Here is a 17,292-nt window from a genome sequence, read left to right as displayed (position 1 = left end):
GACTACGAACCATTATCGTGAAAACAGCGACCACACCCGCGATACGAGCCCAGGTTCAATCCTGCTCCGCAGCCATTTTGGCTTGCGGGGTATTTGCACTTCTGGCAGAAACTAAGAATTCGATACTTAAGCTTCCTCGCAGCCATTTTGCATCGAATTTATTTCCGACAAACTGCAACCATGGCGAAATCCTCTCCGTCTAAATACATAATCATCCCGAAAGGAGACCCCAATATGAAAAGAGGGTTTCTCATCATGCTCAGCCTCTCCCTTTCTATCGGATTATGGCTTGGCGCAGATCACTCCACAGCATCCGCATTGTCATGCGCGGAGCCTCGAAAGGTTACCGAAGAATTAAAGACATCGGACGAGGTATTCAGGGGCACGTTGGCATCGTCCAACCCTAAAGACGACATATCCAACAGCAGCTATGTATTCCAGATTGCCGAATGGTGGAAAGGAGATTCTGATTCCCCTACCGTCACTCTTTATTCCAATGGCTGGGAATCCTTTGAAACAGGCAAGGAATATATCGTGTTCGCCGACAAAAGCGGGGAAAAGCTCAAGCCCCATCTATGCGGAAATACCGGTCCCTCCTCATCCGTTGACGTGACTTCGCTGGGGAAAGGCATCCAGCCGGAGAAGCCCGCTCCTTCAGTCGAAAGCCCATGGTCCAGCGGCATCCTGGCGGGTTTGATTAAGCTTATTTGCTGGCTGCTGGGGAAATATTAATCCGCGAAAAAAACACAACCATTCTCCTGGCCATACGTATACAACGTATAAGAACTGCGTTTAGACGACAGGAGGATGAGAATGATCAAAAGATTATTGTTGATTTCACTTGTACTGGGAGTTCTCTCCGGCTGCTCCTTGGTGGACAGCGTGAACAATTCTTTGGATTATACAAAAGAAGCCACCACGTTTATTAATGAAACATCCCAATTTGCCGAGTCTATTCCGGAGCTTGCTCAGCAAGCCGCCACGAATACTGATGCCAAGGAAACGCTGACCAAGGAACTCGAAGCGATGAAAACCCGGATCTCGGAGTTTAACGGCATTGAAGCCCCTGCTTTTGCGCAGACCATCCATGAACAGCTGGTCGGTTTAAATGACACGCTGCTGACTGACATCAACGGCTACATGGATCAAATCCAGAACGGAGTGACGGACTTCCAGAATTCCAACATCGTTCAAACCATCACTAAAATAAACGAAACGATGGATATGCTCCAAAATCTTCAGCCGTAATTCAGCCAAGCCCATTGACGATAATATAGCAGCCCTGCTCTTGAACTGTGACCCGATTTGGTCATCGTTCACTTCATGAGCGGCGCTGCTATATTTGTCTTCGCTATGTATGTATTCCATTCCTCACTTGAAAAAAGATTCCAGATTGGCGGTAAGCGTCTGCTTTACCACATATTGAATTCCGTCTTCGCTAGGCGCCATAATCCAGTATGTCCCTTGGTAGCCTGCTTCATCCTTCGGGTTCCAAGCCACAATGAATTGCCATGTGTCGCCAAAGCGTTCATTATATTCTTCTCTATAACTCCCGGCCATATTCCCCCGCGGAACCGATCCGATTGAAATATGCTGCACGCTTTCAAAAGACTTCATCCATTCCGTATATTCCACCATGTCCCGGGCGTACTGACCCGAAAAGTATCCCTCGCTCCCACCCGACATCGCATAAAAGGTTTCTGCATCCTCCGCCTGCGCTGCCTGGTACAGTAAGGAAACGGTCTGCACCGGGTTCCATACAGGCTGCTTCGCTTTTGCCGCAAGAAACGCCCTATCTTCAGCCGTATGCTGGATCTCTATCGCGATAAGTTCTTCCATTGTCGCCTCTCTTCCAAGCTCGTAGGCTCCGGGGTAGACCGTGGATTGCTCCACCACTTTAAGTCCATCCGTAAACGCCGTCACAAACCACAGGTTATGATCGCCCTGACTAAGCTCTTCCAGCACAATCTCGGCTTGGCTGCCGTACGTAAGAGCTAACATCTGACGGCTCTCCCGATCCAGCCCTTCTCTATCAAAAAGCTTGAATCGTTCCGGTCTCACTTCGCGCTTGCCAGCCTCTTCGAATAACACCTTCAGCTTGGCGGGGGACATACGAACGCTCGGAATGTCAGCATGACGGAAATATAATGTAGAATCGTTAGCCTGAAGCGCCTCATACATATTGAGAACTGCTTCAATCGGGTCATAATTGGACTCCCCCTCTGGCGACTCCGCTTCTTGCTTAACCTGGTGATGGCTTTGATCTTCCGGCTGGAATGCCGTACGCGAACTTACCGTTGCCGCTGCCGGCATTTCCGATGGATTCCCAGCTTCTCCTGCGCTCGGCGCGGCGGCAGTCGATCTATTTTGCGGTATGGATCCTGGTACCTCCTTCGTGCATGCCACCATGAACATCATTGTCATGACAGCCAGCACTATGATCTGTCCGGATCGCTGATACGCCCGCTTCCTCGTCTTCATTTCGTTCACCCCCATATATAATGAATACAATCGTATTTAGGATTGGCGCTGCACCGATCTCTTTATATTCATCATCGTCAAAACGGAGAGGAATGTTTATCATAGCGGATGAAAAAAAGCTCCCGCCAGATCTAAAGACCTGCAGCGGGAGCTCCCTCTCATATCATGCATCATTTAAAATTGATTATAGCTTACAAATTCCAATACGGGCTTGCGGTAGCCCCGGGGACGTGGCTTTCTTACATCCTCCTTGCCGATCGCGATCAGCATGGCAGGCACATAAGTATCCGGGATATCCAGTTCCTTCTGCAGAGCCACGGGATCAAAACCGATCATCGGACAGGTATCCCACCCCTTGTCCTTGGCCACCATCATCATCAACATCGCGGATAGACTGGCATTGCGAATGGCTTCATCCCTCATAAAGGATTCTCCGCCCGCTTCATAAAAGTTCGTGACGGATTCAACCGTCTTGTCATATTCGAGCTTGTCGATCACGCCCAAATTCAGAAATCCCTCGTTCATTTTCCCGATTTCCCGGTAGGCCTGCTTATTCCCCAGCACAACGACAACGGCCGATGCGGTGAGTATCTTATGCTGCTTGTTGGCAGCTTCATAAACTTTGTGCTTGATATCGGGATCCTTAACTACAACATAGTGTGTATGCTGCAAATTAAAAGCCGAAGGAGCATATTTAACTTCATTAAATATATCATTCAAATCCTTATCCGGGATTTCAATCCCTTCCATAAACAGATTAGCCGATCTCCGGCTCTTAATTAATGTTGTCAGATCACTCATATCTGCAAGCCCCCATTATCGATTAGTTAAAGATTACCGCATCCAGTGAATATGCACCTGCACCCGTGAGTGCCAGTGCAACTGCGACTGCGATCAACAGCAGATTATACTCATATCCATTCGCTGTAGACCAATACCCGTTCCGGCCATGCACCTTCACAATTGCACCCAGCATCGTTAGCGTGATCAGCGCTGCGCCAAGCACCGTGAGAAATCCGGCAGCAAACAACAGCCCGCCAACCAGCTCCATCAGACCTGACAACACCGCAATTGCGACACCAGGCTTAATGCCAACCGATTCCATCCAGCCGCCTGTCCCCTTTGGCCCGTAACCACCAAACCATCCAAACAGCTTCTGTGCACCGTGCGCCATGAACGACAACCCAACCACCAAACGAAGTAACAACAATCCAATATCTATAGCCATTTTATACGCCTCCATATTCATTTTCATTATTTATAGAAATTCATCGATACCGTTCATCGATATCTTAATTTAAAGATATATACATATAGAATGATTAATCTGCTTCATCTTCGCTAACGTTTGAACACTTTAAACTTACTCCTTTCAACCAACTAACTTTTATATAGTCGCTTAACTTAATATTAAGATATATGATATACATCCTTCTGTCAACCGTTATTTTAAACGCCAATACAAAAAGCGCGCAGACGGTAGTCTGCACGCAAAACTCATAACCCATAACTCATGATTGCATTGTGTAAAGTCATTCCGCCAGCTTCTGAATTTCGCTGTCGGTTAGCGCCTCGTTATAAATCCGCACCTCATCCAAGCTCCCGTTAAAATAAGGATCGGCCGCAAAACGGCTTTTACCTAAATAAGCTTCCGTTGCCAGTAGTTCATTCGGATTCAGCTTCATATGATCACCAGATGCAACGACTTGACCGTTCACGTACAGCTTACCGGTATTCCCTTGCAGCGTGACCGCAACGTGCGTCCATTCATGGCTCGGCAGCGGTGCCTTTGACAAGAGGCTCTGGTCTCCCTCACTGCCATGCAGCGTGAATTGAAGAACGCCCGAATGCTGGGATGGTGTCAGAAACATATGCCTGGCAAGTCCGTTCCCTACGTCCAGCACTCGCTGCCAGGGTGCTCCACCCTTCCAATATACCCAAGCCGCAAAGGTAAAGTCCTCTGTATCCGTAACCCGACTCGGCAGCTCAATGTAGCCGTCTGTCCCGCCAAAGTCCATTCCGCCTCCCTGCCGGCTCTTCTCATTCCACTGGACCCCTCCAAGGACCTTGCCGTGAAATCCATTATCCGAGCTGTCTAATACCGAGCCACCCTCATTCTCACTGAATGGATAATTCAGCAGCAACGGCCCTGCCGACTGCTGCAACACGGTCACGTCAAAGGCTTTGGAAGTCTTCACTTTACCCTTCGTTATCTGAGCGGTCAGCGTCACCTTCGCGTCCCCGGCCCCGGCAGCAGGACGATGGACCTTACCTTCGGCTGATACAACCTCGGGATGAGAGGAACCCCAGCGAATGACCGCACCGCCGGAAGCCTCTGACGGCAAATCAAGATCGTAGAACACCCCGTTCACATCCCCGAGGAACAAGTCCTCCTGCACAGCATCCACTTGTTCCCTGTCGCTCCGATCAAACTGACGAACACCCCACACGGCGGTTCCATCGGCCGCGAGGGCCGTAAAGGTCATCGCCTGCCGCTTCGCTTCCGGATCCCACTGCGGAGTTAATACGCCTTTATAACTCTTTCCATCCAGGGTAAGCTGCACATCCCGCTTTCCGCTGATCTTCCATGTGCCTTCTGCTTCACCCGTGACTTTGCCGTTCTTATGAAGCTCCATTGGCACCGATTCTTTGATGACGGACGAAATATCTTTTCCGTGTTGAATCAGCTTGTAGTCTCCAGCCGCATCATTCGGCGTGATTTTCTTGGATTCCTTGGCTTCTTCACCCGCATAGCGGTATGGAGCGGATACCGGCCAGCCGTCCTGGTTCATATACAATTCATGCACCCGGATTTCATGCTCTTCCCCCCGCTGCGGGAAGCGGCTATGAAAAATAAGGAATGTTCTTCCATTCTGTTCATCGTAATAGACGGAGTTATGGCCCGGCGATACGGCCCCCGTGCCAATTCCCGTTCCCGGATCGCCGATCAAGCGCTTAAACAAGTAGTTCCCCATCAGCTTCACGCCATACGGCTCAATCGACCGGTCATCAAAGAGCGGAAGGGAAGGATCCGCCTTCACCTCTCTCATATCATTACCCTCCGCATCGTAGAAAGGACCGTCCGGATTTTTGGAGCGGACGACCCGCATATTGTAGCCGCCAACCGCATCCAATCCGCCATAGGACAGATACAGATAATAATAATCCGTCACCGGGTTGTAGAGCATGTACGGCCCTTCAATCCGGCTGTGGTTACCGCCGAGCAGCTTCTTGCCGTATCCCTGCCCAGGCAGCGGTTTTCCGGTCTTCGGATCCAGCTCCATGATAAAAATCCCGCCGGAATAGGAGCCGTATACCATCCACAGCTTGCCGTTCTTATCAAAGAACACATCCGGGTCCACCACATTCGGATGCTTCGTTGCATCATAGATGGTTCCATCCTCACTGATCTCGTCCCACATGCCGGATTTCAGAATAATGCCCGTATCCTTATAAGGCCCCTCAATCTGATCTGCAACCGCAATCCCCATGGCAGATCGCGGGGAATCCCCTTTACAGGCGTTATAGTACATATAGAATTTGCCGTCTGCCAGCTGAATCACATCGGCTGCCCACAAGGTATCGCTCTGTGCCCATTCCAGCGTTTCCTTCAATTCCTCCGTCACGTTCGGAATCAGCGGGTTGCCATTCGAGACCCCCGACGCCACCATGTCCCAGCTCATCAGGTCCTTCGATTTGGCGGCGGCCAGGTGGGAACCGAACACATAGTATGTATCCCCTGTCTTGATGACGGACGGATCATGAACGGATGCCTCTCGGAATATAGGCGCCTTCTCCCCCTTCTTTAGCGGCGCTGCCTCCGCGTATACCTCCGGACCGCTCGCCGAAGGTCCTTGACCTGCAGAGCCTAAACCTCCAACCAGTAAAACTGCGGCTATCCCTGCCACAGCCGTCTTACGCAGCATGCTCTTGTGCATACGATTCTCCCTTCGTTCCCGATTTCATTTTTGTAAACCCTTTCATAAAAGAAAAACCAAAATGTCAATGCCCATAGTTAAAGCCTTCAGCTGCATTTAATTCACATTAATATAAAACGTTTTATATTTAATAAGATATTAACATTGCTCGATATGAAATATCAATGCAAACTCTTATTATTTTTTACTTATTGGTAGGAAAGAACTAAAAAACCCTGATCCGTAACGGATCAGGGTTTTATTTTATAATTACTTAAACTTAAGGGGCGTGATGTTTAATATGTCCACCAGTTCCCCGACATCACGATCATCGAGAACAGCTTGATGCTTTCCTCATAATATCCCTCTGCGGATGCGTTCGCCGTGTAACTCCATACCGAATTCAACCAGCTCTGGTGGCTGGACGAAGTCATCGCACTTACGCCAAAAGGAGCATAGAACGCCCCACTATTATAAGTCACCAGCGCGGTGCCGTTCAGGTTATACCCTGCCTTGATGTTGGCAGGATTGCTGCTTGTGGCTGATTTAATGAACGTGTTCATCTTGTTCAATTGATTCAGCGCACGCGTATCGCCGGTCATCAGATAGTCGGTCGTAATCCGCCAAGGAGTCCGGGAGGAATTGTAATAGTATTTTCCATCATTCGCCCCTTCAAGGAATCCCCCTTCCGCAGGCTGATAATTGCTGCCCGACTTGACTACGAAATCCGGAAGCAAGCCAGTATTGGAGCTGTGGCCGTTATAGATGGAGTTGATGATGGTATAGGTTTTGTTAATGACGTTATCCCAACGGGCATCGCCGGTAGCCGCACGGAATGCCTTCATATGGTTCAGCATGAAATCCGATGGCCGCGTGGCGGTGTCGAAGATGCCGCTTGTTGCCCAATCGCCTAAGCGCAGCGTCCACTGGGACTGATTAACGTCATTGCTCATGATAGCATTGATAATATCCTTAGCTGACTGGAGGTAATTAATCGATCCGCTGCTTCCCCACTGCTTGTCCGCAAGCAGGAGTGCGTAAGCAATGTCCATATCGCCGTCCGTTGCCGAATTGGCTCCCCCTATATTCTGAAAGCTGCTGTTTTGCTTCCAAGCCATCAGATACGGATTGTTATTACTCGGATGCGCCTTGTAATAGCGGTAAAGTCCGTCGAAATACGACTGGGCATTACTGTCGTATCCCGCCATCAGAACGGTGAAGAGCATCCCGTAGCCATGAGCCTCGGACACCGTCTCGCCCGCCGAATTGTATTTTACGTAATATTGCCCTGTCGCTGCAGGCTTCAGGAAAGACCCTTTCCAGCTGTTCCATTTGTTCTTGATCGCATTGTCCATCGCTGACTGCGTCACATTGTTTGGTTTAATCGAACCGCTCGTATACGACGTATGCTGGGGAAACGGCTTGTTGGCCGCCAGAGACAATCCGGCTGGCAAGATCAGTAGAACAGCACAGAACAACACAGCCGACTTACGGATGATCGAATTTCGGAATACTTTCATCACGCTTCGCTCCTTTGTTCTTCGAATTGGAAAGCCATTACCGCTACAGGTAAAACGGTTTCGAATAAACCACCACCCTTCCAAAATCGATGGAAACGAGGAATGCTGCTTATATGTATAAATCCCAAGAAGATTAGATATGTAACTACCTCCATATAACATGAGATATTATTCATATCTACTATTAGTATAATAGAATTGTATATTATTGTAAATTAATAGTTTGGCGGATCGGATCCCGACGCACGCAAAAAGCCGTCTTTCTGCAGTGCCATCACTGCTCGGAAAGACAGCTATCATGATTTCTTTCTATTTACAATTCCTTTGACGCGAATCCCATTCCCAGGATTCACGCGTTGTCCGCGTAGTTAAATATCGTCCCCAGCGTCGTTGATCCGGGGCCGTACCGCTCATAAGCCTTGTCCGCTTCATCCACGGGGATCACATGCGAGATCTGCGGTTTGACCGATATTCTCCCTTCCGCCAACAGACGAATATACTCGGCGATGTTTCGGCCTTCCGTCCAGCGGACAAAGCCGATCGGGTAATCCGTATTTCGGAGTTCATAACTTGCGTCATACCGGCCCGGGCCGCCTGCTCGCGATATGAGCACCTGCGCCTCCTTGCCAAACATCCGGTCCCGCGCGTACGTCATAGACAAATCGCCGACAATGACGATTTTCCCCTTATCCCGAATCCATGTCATCGAAGAGTTAATGAGCTCTTCCCCGGGGCCGCTTGCACACAGAATGACACTGTCGGCTCCATGCCCGCCGGTCATTCGCTGAATCTGCTCCTCAAGCTGCCCCTGGTTATCGTAGGCATAGGCAATATGCCGCTTCATTCCCTGTACCCGCTCCGGGTTCAAGTCAAATCCCGCAACCGGGCAAGCTGCCGCGTGCGCGATCTGGGCAATGATCTGCCCCAGAATGCCCAGCCCGACCACCACGGCCGATTCGCCAAAACGAAGATCCGCTACCCGCAGGGCATGGATCGCTATCGCTCCGAGTCCCGCAAATGCCGCTTCCTGCGGATCCACCCCATCCGGAACGATCGCTGTTAGGTTGGAAGGCACCGTAAGCCACTGGGCATGACGCACGTAAGGAGCCCCATAACAGGCCACCCGTTGACCAACGGTTAGCCCTTGCACGCCTTCCCCCATGTCTTCGACAATTCCAACAGCGCTGTAACCCATAATGACTTTTTGATCCGATGCTCTTCGAATAAAGATCATCTCCGTACCCGGGCTGACCGCCGAGTATTCGGTACGAATCTGCACATGACCTGCCGGTAATTCAGCCGGCTTCTCGATTTGATCAACGATCACTTTTCCATGAATCGTGGTAACAGCTTTCAATATGAACCCTCCTGCTCCACCTTATTTTCCTGATGCTTTCCGATATTCGCTCGGCGATACGCCGCTATACTTCTTAAACGTTGTCGTAAATGTGGAAGAGTTCGAATACCCTGTTTTCTCTCCGATTTCGGCAATGCTGAGATCCGTGTTCCGGAGATATTCACGTGCGTGCGATAGTCGGACCTTGTTCAAATACTCCACATAATTCACGCCGAATGTCTTCTTGAAATAATTCGAGAAATATTTCGAGCTGGTATCCAGCACTTCGGCCATATGGTCCAAATACAGATTCTCCATATAATGAAGTTCGATGTATTGCGAGATGAAAGCGGGATTCAGCTTGCTCCGCGGATCATGGTTTCGCGTATTGGCCACCACGCGCATCACTTCCATTAGCGCCTTCTGGATCTCTTCATAGGTAAAGGCTTGATCGACCTTGCGGATGAAATCACTCTCCAGCTGAAACAGCTCATTGCGATCAACGGACGGCGAATCCGCCTGCTTCATGACAAGAAAGAACATGCTCTTCGCGATGTGCACCATCTGATGATGATGGATATGAAGGTCCGCATTCTGCTGAAAAATGTCACTCACGATCTGCAGTCCTTCATCCACCTTGCCGCTCAGCATGCAGTTGCTCAGCTTCTCAATCTTCTGAAGCGGATAATAAATATCCGGGACGTAACGGATTTGCTCCGTATCAACCATATCCGTGTTCGCATTCACATTCCGGTATAATCGGCCATCCTTAATGTTCCGGTATGCCTCGCAGCAGTTGCTGATCTTAGATTCATACGTCTGGCTAACGCAGCCCCACACCATGAACGTATCCGTATACTCCTGGTTGCACAGGCGGATATATTCTTCGAATTTCCGTACCAGTTGCTTGCGGTCCGACGGCTGATCCAAACCGATGAGCGCGAGGAATCTCAGCTCTTCGATATGATAAACCACCACATGTTCATAGCGTTCCTGCAGGCCGCTTCGGATCTGGGCCGTCAACTCTTCCAGGACAAAATCCGCCGTGGCTGCTCCCTTGCCGGCAGGTTGCAAATACACGGCCGCCATCATGAAATGCCGGCACTGGAAAAAATGCGTGTAATGCTTCTGCATCTGCATTTCCTGCTCGCGTGAATGGTGATGGCCGTCCAGCGTTTGTAGAAACACGCCGCGGCGAATATCTTCATCCACCAGGTCCATCTGCTTCTTCAGGGATTCATTCTCCCGCTGGACCTTGATAATGCCGCTCTGGATTTTTACAAAATCATTCCCTTTCAGCGAACTGCCTCCGAGCAGCTGCACGATGTTCTTCACCGGCCGATACAGATAAATGCTGAGCAGAACCGACAGAAAAACGTTTAACGCAATCGCGCCGTACATGATCCACGTATTGGCATTAGTGACGGAATCGATATTTTGAAACTTGTACGGCAGCTTGTTGATATAAATAAAACCGTTATAATCCGATTTGTAAAAATTGTACTCAAAATCATTGTGTGTGAGGGAGGCTTCCTGCGACGGGTTAAAGTATACGTCGTTAAGAATGCCTACCAAATCCAGTTCCTTCTCGGTGCTCAAGATGACGTTCCGGTTCGCATCCAGCACGATGAGCGAGGCGCCAGGAATCATCGAGTTCAAATCGATCCCTTTAAGCAGCCGGTTCACGTTGATCAGGACCATGAGGTTTTTGTTCGACATCCTGACCTTGTTGCCGTCCACGGCAATCATCAAATTCCGGCCATACCCGCTGCTCTGATCCGCATAAACCTCTGCTGGAAAGATCGTAAGCTCGTGCTCCGATCGGGTAAACGTCTTCCAGAACATCGAGTTGAACTTCTGGGATTTGTACCGTCTGTCAAACAGAGCGTCCAGATTGCTGGTCCCGCGTGTCGTAATGGCCAAATCATGATTGTCGAAAGAGACGACCACATCTTCCACGATGTCCACATTGGACACTATGCTGGTGACGCTATCCTGCAGGGAAATGACCTTCTCCATGTCCAGCATGCCGTTATCCAATTGCATCCGGTCTGAAGAAAGCGCATGAATGTTAAAAATTAAATTGTTCACGGAGGAGAAACTGGTATCAAACGACTGAATAATGTTTCTGATCACCATCCGGTTGTTCTCGCTCACCTTGTCGTAAATTCCCGTAATGGAATTCTTGTACACGATGTAATTGAATATGAACATGATGCCGACGACCAGTTGCAGAGCGAAGAAAATCTGGAGCAATCCTCTGTTGGCGATCAATCGATTCATACGGATTCACCTCTCTTGGATGTCATCCCTTCATATTCAACATGAAAGCCCCCGGCACCTTCCCGTTATCCCTTTTCGGAACCGAGCATAACTCCTTTGGCAAAATACTTCTGAGCAAACGGATAGATCAGCAGCACCGGAATCATGGACAACACGATCGTTGCATTCTTCATGGCTTGCGGAGCCAGCGCCGACGCGTCCACCAGGCTCGGGTTGCTTCCGTTCTCGCTGAAAATCAGCATATCCCTAAGCACGACCTGGAGTGGATACATATTCGCATCGTTCAGATAAATCAGCGGGATAAAGAAGCTGTTCCAATGGCCCATGAAGTAAAACAATCCGATCGAGGCCAGCGCCGGCTTGGACAGCGGAAGCACGATCTGGAACAGGATACGGTACTCGGAAGCACCGTCAACTACGGCTGCCTCGCGCAGGGATTCCGACATGTTCTCGTAGAAGCTTTTGAGGATTAACAGTTCAAAGGTCCAAATCGCATTCGGAAGCACTAGTGCCCATACGCTGTCGAGCAGGCCAAGCTCCGATACGATCAGGTAGTTCGGAATGATCCCCGGATTCAGGAACATGGTCATGATGATCGCCAACAGGAAAAACTTCCGCCCGAAGAAGTTTTTGCGTGCGAGCGGATATGCCGCTACTGCCGTAAGCAGCAGGTTAATGGCCGTACCGAGCGCGGTATAAAAAATCGTGTTCAGGTAGGCGCGCGGCACCCGGTCATCGTTCAGCACCTGGGCATAGGCGTCCAGATTAAACCCCTTGGGAAACAAGGTGATATTCCCTTGCACCACTTCGGAAGTCGCACTGAGGGAAACGGCGGTGATATAGACGACGGGGTACACGGTAATTATGGCAAGGCACGTCAGAATCAGCGTGTTGATGATACCGAATAACGAGATGTTCCGAAGGCTGAATCGTTTGTTGTTTACCATAGTCCGCTACCTCCCAGTCTCTTGCTGAAGTAGTTAGAGGACAGCAGCAATATCATGGCGACAACGGCTTCAAACAAGCCCACGGCTGCACCATAGCTGTAGTTGCTCTCCAGTAGCCCTTTCCGGTAGACATAAGTCGAGAATACGTCCGCTACCTCATAGGTCATCGGATTGTAAAGCAGCAGTACCTTCTCGTATCCGATCCGGAGCATCGATCCCGTCTTCAAGACAAACATGATAATGATCGTAGGCAGAATGACGGGAATCGTGATTCTGAAGATCATATGGCGCCTCTTGGCACCATCCACCTTGGCCGCTTCGTAAAGCGATGGGCTGATCCCTGCGATCGCAGCCATATAGATGATAGCCTCATAACCGACGGTTGCCCAGATGTCCGATGAAACATAGATGGTTCGGAACCAGCTCGGTTCAATGAGAAAATATGTCTTCTCAAAGCCTAACGCAGCGATGAGCTGGTTAATGATTCCCTGATTGGGCGACAGGAAGTCGATAATCATGCTGCTGATAATGACGACCGACAGGAACGAAGGGAGATAGCTGAGCGTTTGAACCGACTTTTTAAACCATCTGACTCTGACCTCGTTTAAGAGAATCGCCAGAATGATGGGAAAAGGAAAACCGAAAATCAGATTATATACGCCGAGAAGCAGCGTATTCTTGAACAACAGCCAGAAATCCGGACTGCTGAAGAATTTCTCGAAATGCTTGAGCCCCACCCAGTCGCTCTCCATGATGCCGGTGAATACGCTGTAGTCCTTGAAGGCAATGATTAAGCCGTACAGGGGCCCGTAACGGAAAATAACGTAAAACAACAGGCACGGGATAAACAGAATCAACAGCTGTCTGTCCCGCTTCATATGCTGAAAGGCCGAAGCCATTCTTCTCCCAAGCCCGCCGCGGGGGTTGGCCAGTTTTGTCTCTGTCCCTGCACTTGACATGGTGTTCCCTCCTTAAGATAATGAGCAGCACCCGAGCGTTGTACCCGGATGCCGCCATCACTCCTATTTCTTCCGCGGATTAATTCGTGGCTTCATCCAATCTCTTCTGGGCTGCGTTGAAAATATCGACGAGCTGCTTGGCTCCCTGCTTCTCAGCCTGAGCCTGCCATTGCTGCCACTGCGCATCGCCGTAGTTTTTGTTGAGAATGTATTTCGCGTTAAACTCATCCGCCAATTTCTTCAGCGAGGTTTGAATCTCCGCAATCGTTGCGGTTTCGTCGTCCGTAAAGTTCAAGACCGGATCCAGCGGCTCGAATTTATTGCCGTTCAGCAGCTTATCCTGAGCCTCCTGTTCCTTCTCCGTGTAGTTGAAGTACACGCTGCGCTTATCGGAATTGACATACAGACCTTGCAGCCACAGACCATAACGGTCCTCCAGCACGCTGATATCCACCAACGGCACGTCGGTCAGCTCCGGATAAACGGCTTTATCGCCTTCCATCTTGAACGTCTCGCCTTCCACGCCCATCGTTACCAGCGTTGCGCCGGACGGGCTCGTCAGGTAATCAAGCAGCTTCAGGGAAGCTTCCTTGTTGTCATTGTTTGCTACTGCGATGCTGAAGCCGTTCGTGATGCTCTCGATCGTCTTGCCGTTACCGGTCGGTCCAACCGGATTGCCGTATCGCAGATCATAGTTCGGATTTTGGTCCTTGACCTGGTTGTAGAACAGGTCCAAACGTCCGATCCAGTCATAGGTCACAAAGGATTTATTGCCTGACGTCATTTTCGCCGTCCAGGAATCGTCGGTATCCGTCATGAATTCCGGATCAAGGAGTCCCTCGTTGTACAGCTTCTTCATGAAATCGAGCATTTCTTTATGCTCGGGCTGTATGGTAGCGTACTTCCACACCTTGGCCGTCTCGTCGTAATACGTCGGATAGTTGGCTCCGCCGATTCCCCAGCCGAAGGCCCAATCGCGGAAAATGTGCTCCTTCGTCTTGGAGGCATAAGGATAGGAGTCCGGATACGCTTCCTTCAACTTCTTCAGAGCCTGATAAAACTCATCGGTATTCGTCCATTCCTTGATGCCCAGCTCATCGAAAATATCTTTGCGGTACAGGAAGCCGTGGTTCACATCACGGTTGATGTTCGTAACGGGCCAGGTATAGATGTTACCGGATTCGTCTCCGAAGGAGGGAATGACCCACGGGTTCTCATCCACATACATTCTTTTGAAGTTCGGCAGCATGTCGAGATATTCGTTAATGGCAACGACCGCTTTCTGCTTACCGATCTTCTTCAGCTCCGGAGGCGTCAGCCCATGGATAATGTCCGGGAGCTTGCCGGAAGCAACGGTTACTTTCAGTTTGTCTTGAAACGTAGCCGAAGAATAAGCTTGGAAATTCACTTTGATTCCTGTTCGCTTCTCAATTTCCTTGGCAAGCAAGGAATCGTTCAGGTTGGTTTTCTCGCTGACGACCATCCAATTGATCGTTGTTGGTTTATCGACCAATGGAAGCTTAAGGCCTCCTGTATCTCCATATTGATCGGGATCGACAGGTGCCGATGGAGGTGGCGCTGTGTCTCCGCCCGTTTCCGGAGCTGCCCCTTTACCCCCTCCGCTGCATGCGGCCAGGATCGAAACTATCAGTGTGAATACGAGAGCCATACGAAACCACTTTTTTGTCATTTGCGTTCCTCCTCTAAATCCATCATTTGAATGTGGCTGACTGAATCTGTGTGATCGCTATTCTACCCCCGTCATTTCTTCTCATCTGTGCGTGTTAACTTATTCATCTGGATTACGTTTCAAATGGCAAGATGCCCCCTATCACTCCTCCTTGTTAGCGAAGATCCCTAGCTGAGCGCAGGGAATATTCTAAAATCACTCGGCAGCCGATACCGATCCTCCGGCACGGATTTTTCTACCCATCCACATCATAAAAACGCTTTCACGTTTCGTAAAGAAGCGTATTTCGGCGAGATGCCGTTTTTTCTCACCCAAGCCATTAAAATGCCAAAAAACCGCGTAGTATCAAGATTTTCGGGCATGTGGAAAATGCTAAAGCGGTAGAAATAGATAAAAAAAAATGAGGGATTTCATAACGAAATCCCTCACGTAGCATGTTAAATTCCTTCTCTTCCTCATCGTACATTTAAGCAGCCGGACGCCTTGGGCTTAGATGAAAATGAGTGTGAATTCATTCACTCGTTTCGTCTTTCTTTGCTTTGACACCCTTTTCCCGCAATTTCTTGCCTTCCTTACCGTACAAGTCCTTCAGGATTTTCTTGCCGGTCGGCGTCTGCGCAAGGCCGCCCTTCGCCGTTTCCCTGTGCTTGGACGGCATAGCCGTGCCGACTTCCAGCATCACGTCAATTACTTCATCGGATGGAATGACACTGCGTACGCCGGCAAGAGCCATATCCGATGCCGCCAGTGCTGTCACGGCCCCGAAGCCGTTGCGCACGATGCAGGGGATCTCGACCAGTCCGCCAACCGGATCGCAGATGAGCCCCAAAGAGTTTTTCAGTGCAAGTCCAACAGCATGAACTGCCTGCTCCGGCGTGCCGCCTCGAAGTTCAGTCAAAGCGCCTGCCGCCATACCGATGGCTGAGCCAACTTCGGCTTGACAGCCGCCCTCCGCACCGGAGATAAACGAGTTGTTGGCGATAACATAACCGATCGCGCCTGCGCTGAACAGCCCCATCACCAAATGATCGTCTTCCCAGCCGAAGCGTTCCTGAGTGCTGACGAACACCCCGGGGATAATGCCGCAGGAGCCTGCCGTCGGCGTTGCCACGATGCGCCCCATGGAGGCATTCACTTCAGACACGGACAGGGCGTAGGCCAGTGCCGTGCAAGCGTCCGTACCGAGCGCGGGTACCCCGCTGCTCATATATTGATGGACGCGCACGGCATCGCCGCCGGTCAGGCCGCTTTTGGAAGGGACGGGTTCATGGATCCCCCGGTGCACCGCTTCCTTCATGATGCCGTAGTAATCGGCCATTTGCTTGAACGTCTCGTCCCGGCTTTTCCCCGTTTCCTTGATCTGTTCATTCAGCATCAGTTGGCCAATCGTAACCTGATCCTCCCGGCAGCATGCGATGATCTGCTCCAGCGTAGAAAACTTCATGACTGCGCCTCCTCTACTGTCAAATCCGCAACGACAACGCGGTGCACGCTCGGCAACCCTTCGATATGCTTCATCAACTCAGCCGGAACCGCTTCATCTGACTCCACCACCGTCATGGCATCACCACCTCTTCCCTTGCGGTCGACATCCATATAGGCAATGTTGACGCCGCCGGCCTCTAGGAGCCGGGTGATATGCGCGACCATGCCCGGCGTATCGTCATGAAAGACCAGCAGCACCGGATAATTCATCGTAAACTTGACGTCGAAACCGTTCACGCGCAGCATTTCCACGCTGCCTCCGCCAATGGAAGCGCCTGCAATGACATCGGTATGATCGCCGTCCGTCAGCCTCAGCTCCACGGTATTCGGGTGAAAGGCCACATTCTGTGCCGTCTTAAATTTAAGTTCAATGCCTGCCGCTTCGGCAAGCTCGATCGAATTCCGGATACGCATATCATCCGTGGCAAAATCGAGCAATCCGCCCACGACAGCCAGATCGGTGCCGTGGCCGCGGTAGGTTTCAGCAAAAGAACCGTAGAACACAATTTCCGCTTGATCGGGGAATGCTCCAAATATGCGCCGCGCAGCCCTTCCGATCCGCACGGCCCCAGCGGTATGAGAGCTCGACGGCCCCACCATACTGGGCCCAATAATAGAAAACACATCTTTAAACCGCATGCGCGATTCCCCACTTTCAACTATTCTGCCCTCAT

General features: G+C 50.4%; 14 protein-coding genes. 2 read left to right on the top strand and 12 right to left on the bottom strand.

Going from position 1 to position 17,292, the window contains the following annotated elements:
* Positions 1-234: 234 nt before the first annotated feature.
* Complete coding sequence (locus tag CRG97_RS02885; protein WP_098741671.1) at positions 235-732, top strand: hypothetical protein; 498 nt, start codon at positions 235-237, stop codon at positions 730-732.
* 81 nt (positions 733-813) lie between these two features.
* Positions 814-1,248 carry a DUF6376 family protein gene (locus CRG97_RS02880; RefSeq protein WP_098741670.1) on the top strand — a complete coding sequence of 145 codons (435 nt, stop codon included), beginning with the start codon at positions 814-816 and terminating at the stop codon, positions 1,246-1,248.
* 123 nt (positions 1,249-1,371) lie between these two features.
* On the opposite strand, the gene CRG97_RS02875 is transcribed toward CRG97_RS02880, so the two are convergent.
* The 12 genes from CRG97_RS02875 to sdaAB form a co-directional block, all read right to left on the bottom strand.
* The gene (locus tag CRG97_RS02875; protein WP_237566269.1) at positions 1,372-2,481 is read right to left on the bottom strand and encodes a hypothetical protein; all 1,110 of its coding nucleotides are present in this window, start codon (positions 2,479-2,481) and stop codon (positions 1,372-1,374) included.
* A gap of 174 nt (positions 2,482-2,655) precedes the next feature.
* The gene (locus tag CRG97_RS02870) at positions 2,656-3,282 is read right to left on the bottom strand and encodes a nitroreductase family protein (protein WP_098741669.1); all 627 of its coding nucleotides are present in this window, start codon (positions 3,280-3,282) and stop codon (positions 2,656-2,658) included.
* Between the two features lie 22 nt (positions 3,283-3,304).
* Positions 3,305-3,709, bottom strand: coding sequence for a DoxX family protein (locus CRG97_RS02865; RefSeq protein ID WP_076322356.1), 405 nt, complete (start codon positions 3,707-3,709; stop codon positions 3,305-3,307).
* A gap of 304 nt (positions 3,710-4,013) precedes the next feature.
* Positions 4,014-6,419, bottom strand: coding sequence for an arabinan endo-1,5-alpha-L-arabinosidase AbnB (gene abnB, locus CRG97_RS02860; RefSeq protein WP_098741668.1), 2,406 nt, complete (start codon positions 6,417-6,419; stop codon positions 4,014-4,016).
* 275 nt (positions 6,420-6,694) lie between these two features.
* Positions 6,695-7,918, bottom strand: a complete 1,224-nt coding sequence (locus tag CRG97_RS02855) for a family 8 glycosyl hydrolase (protein ID WP_098741667.1) — start codon at positions 7,916-7,918, stop codon at positions 6,695-6,697.
* A gap of 349 nt (positions 7,919-8,267) precedes the next feature.
* Complete coding sequence (locus CRG97_RS02850; protein WP_098741666.1) at positions 8,268-9,275, bottom strand: zinc-dependent alcohol dehydrogenase; 1,008 nt, start codon at positions 9,273-9,275, stop codon at positions 8,268-8,270.
* Positions 9,276-9,296: 21 nt separating this feature from the next.
* Positions 9,297-11,537: a helix-turn-helix domain-containing protein gene (locus tag CRG97_RS02845; protein ID WP_098741665.1), complete on the bottom strand. Its 2,241-nt coding sequence runs from the start codon at positions 11,535-11,537 to the stop codon at positions 9,297-9,299.
* A 65-nt stretch (positions 11,538-11,602) separates the two neighbouring features.
* Positions 11,603-12,484 carry a carbohydrate ABC transporter permease gene (locus CRG97_RS02840; RefSeq protein ID WP_009595681.1) on the bottom strand — a complete coding sequence of 294 codons (882 nt, stop codon included), beginning with the start codon at positions 12,482-12,484 and terminating at the stop codon, positions 11,603-11,605.
* Positions 12,478-13,443, bottom strand: a complete 966-nt coding sequence (locus CRG97_RS02835; RefSeq protein WP_098741664.1) for an ABC transporter permease — start codon at positions 13,441-13,443, stop codon at positions 12,478-12,480. The genes CRG97_RS02840 and CRG97_RS02835 overlap by 7 nt, the downstream gene beginning before the upstream one ends.
* Before the next feature lie 79 nt (positions 13,444-13,522).
* Positions 13,523-15,133: an extracellular solute-binding protein gene (locus CRG97_RS02830; protein ID WP_098741663.1), complete on the bottom strand. Its 1,611-nt coding sequence runs from the start codon at positions 15,131-15,133 to the stop codon at positions 13,523-13,525.
* Positions 15,134-15,644: 511 nt separating this feature from the next.
* Positions 15,645-16,577 carry an L-serine ammonia-lyase, iron-sulfur-dependent, subunit alpha gene (gene sdaAA, locus CRG97_RS02825; RefSeq protein WP_098741662.1) on the bottom strand — a complete coding sequence of 311 codons (933 nt, stop codon included), beginning with the start codon at positions 16,575-16,577 and terminating at the stop codon, positions 15,645-15,647.
* Positions 16,574-17,257: an L-serine ammonia-lyase, iron-sulfur-dependent subunit beta gene (gene sdaAB, locus CRG97_RS02820; protein WP_076322365.1), complete on the bottom strand. Its 684-nt coding sequence runs from the start codon at positions 17,255-17,257 to the stop codon at positions 16,574-16,576. The genes sdaAA and sdaAB overlap by 4 nt, the downstream gene beginning before the upstream one ends.
* Positions 17,258-17,292 lie beyond the last annotated feature (35 nt).

It is taken from the genome of Paenibacillus sp. EZ-K15 (assembly GCF_002573715.1).
Classification (GTDB): domain Bacteria; phylum Bacillota; class Bacilli; order Paenibacillales; family Paenibacillaceae; genus Paenibacillus_AQ.
The sequence above is the reverse complement of the archived record's forward strand: the minus strand, read 5'-3'. Positions and strand labels throughout refer to the sequence as shown.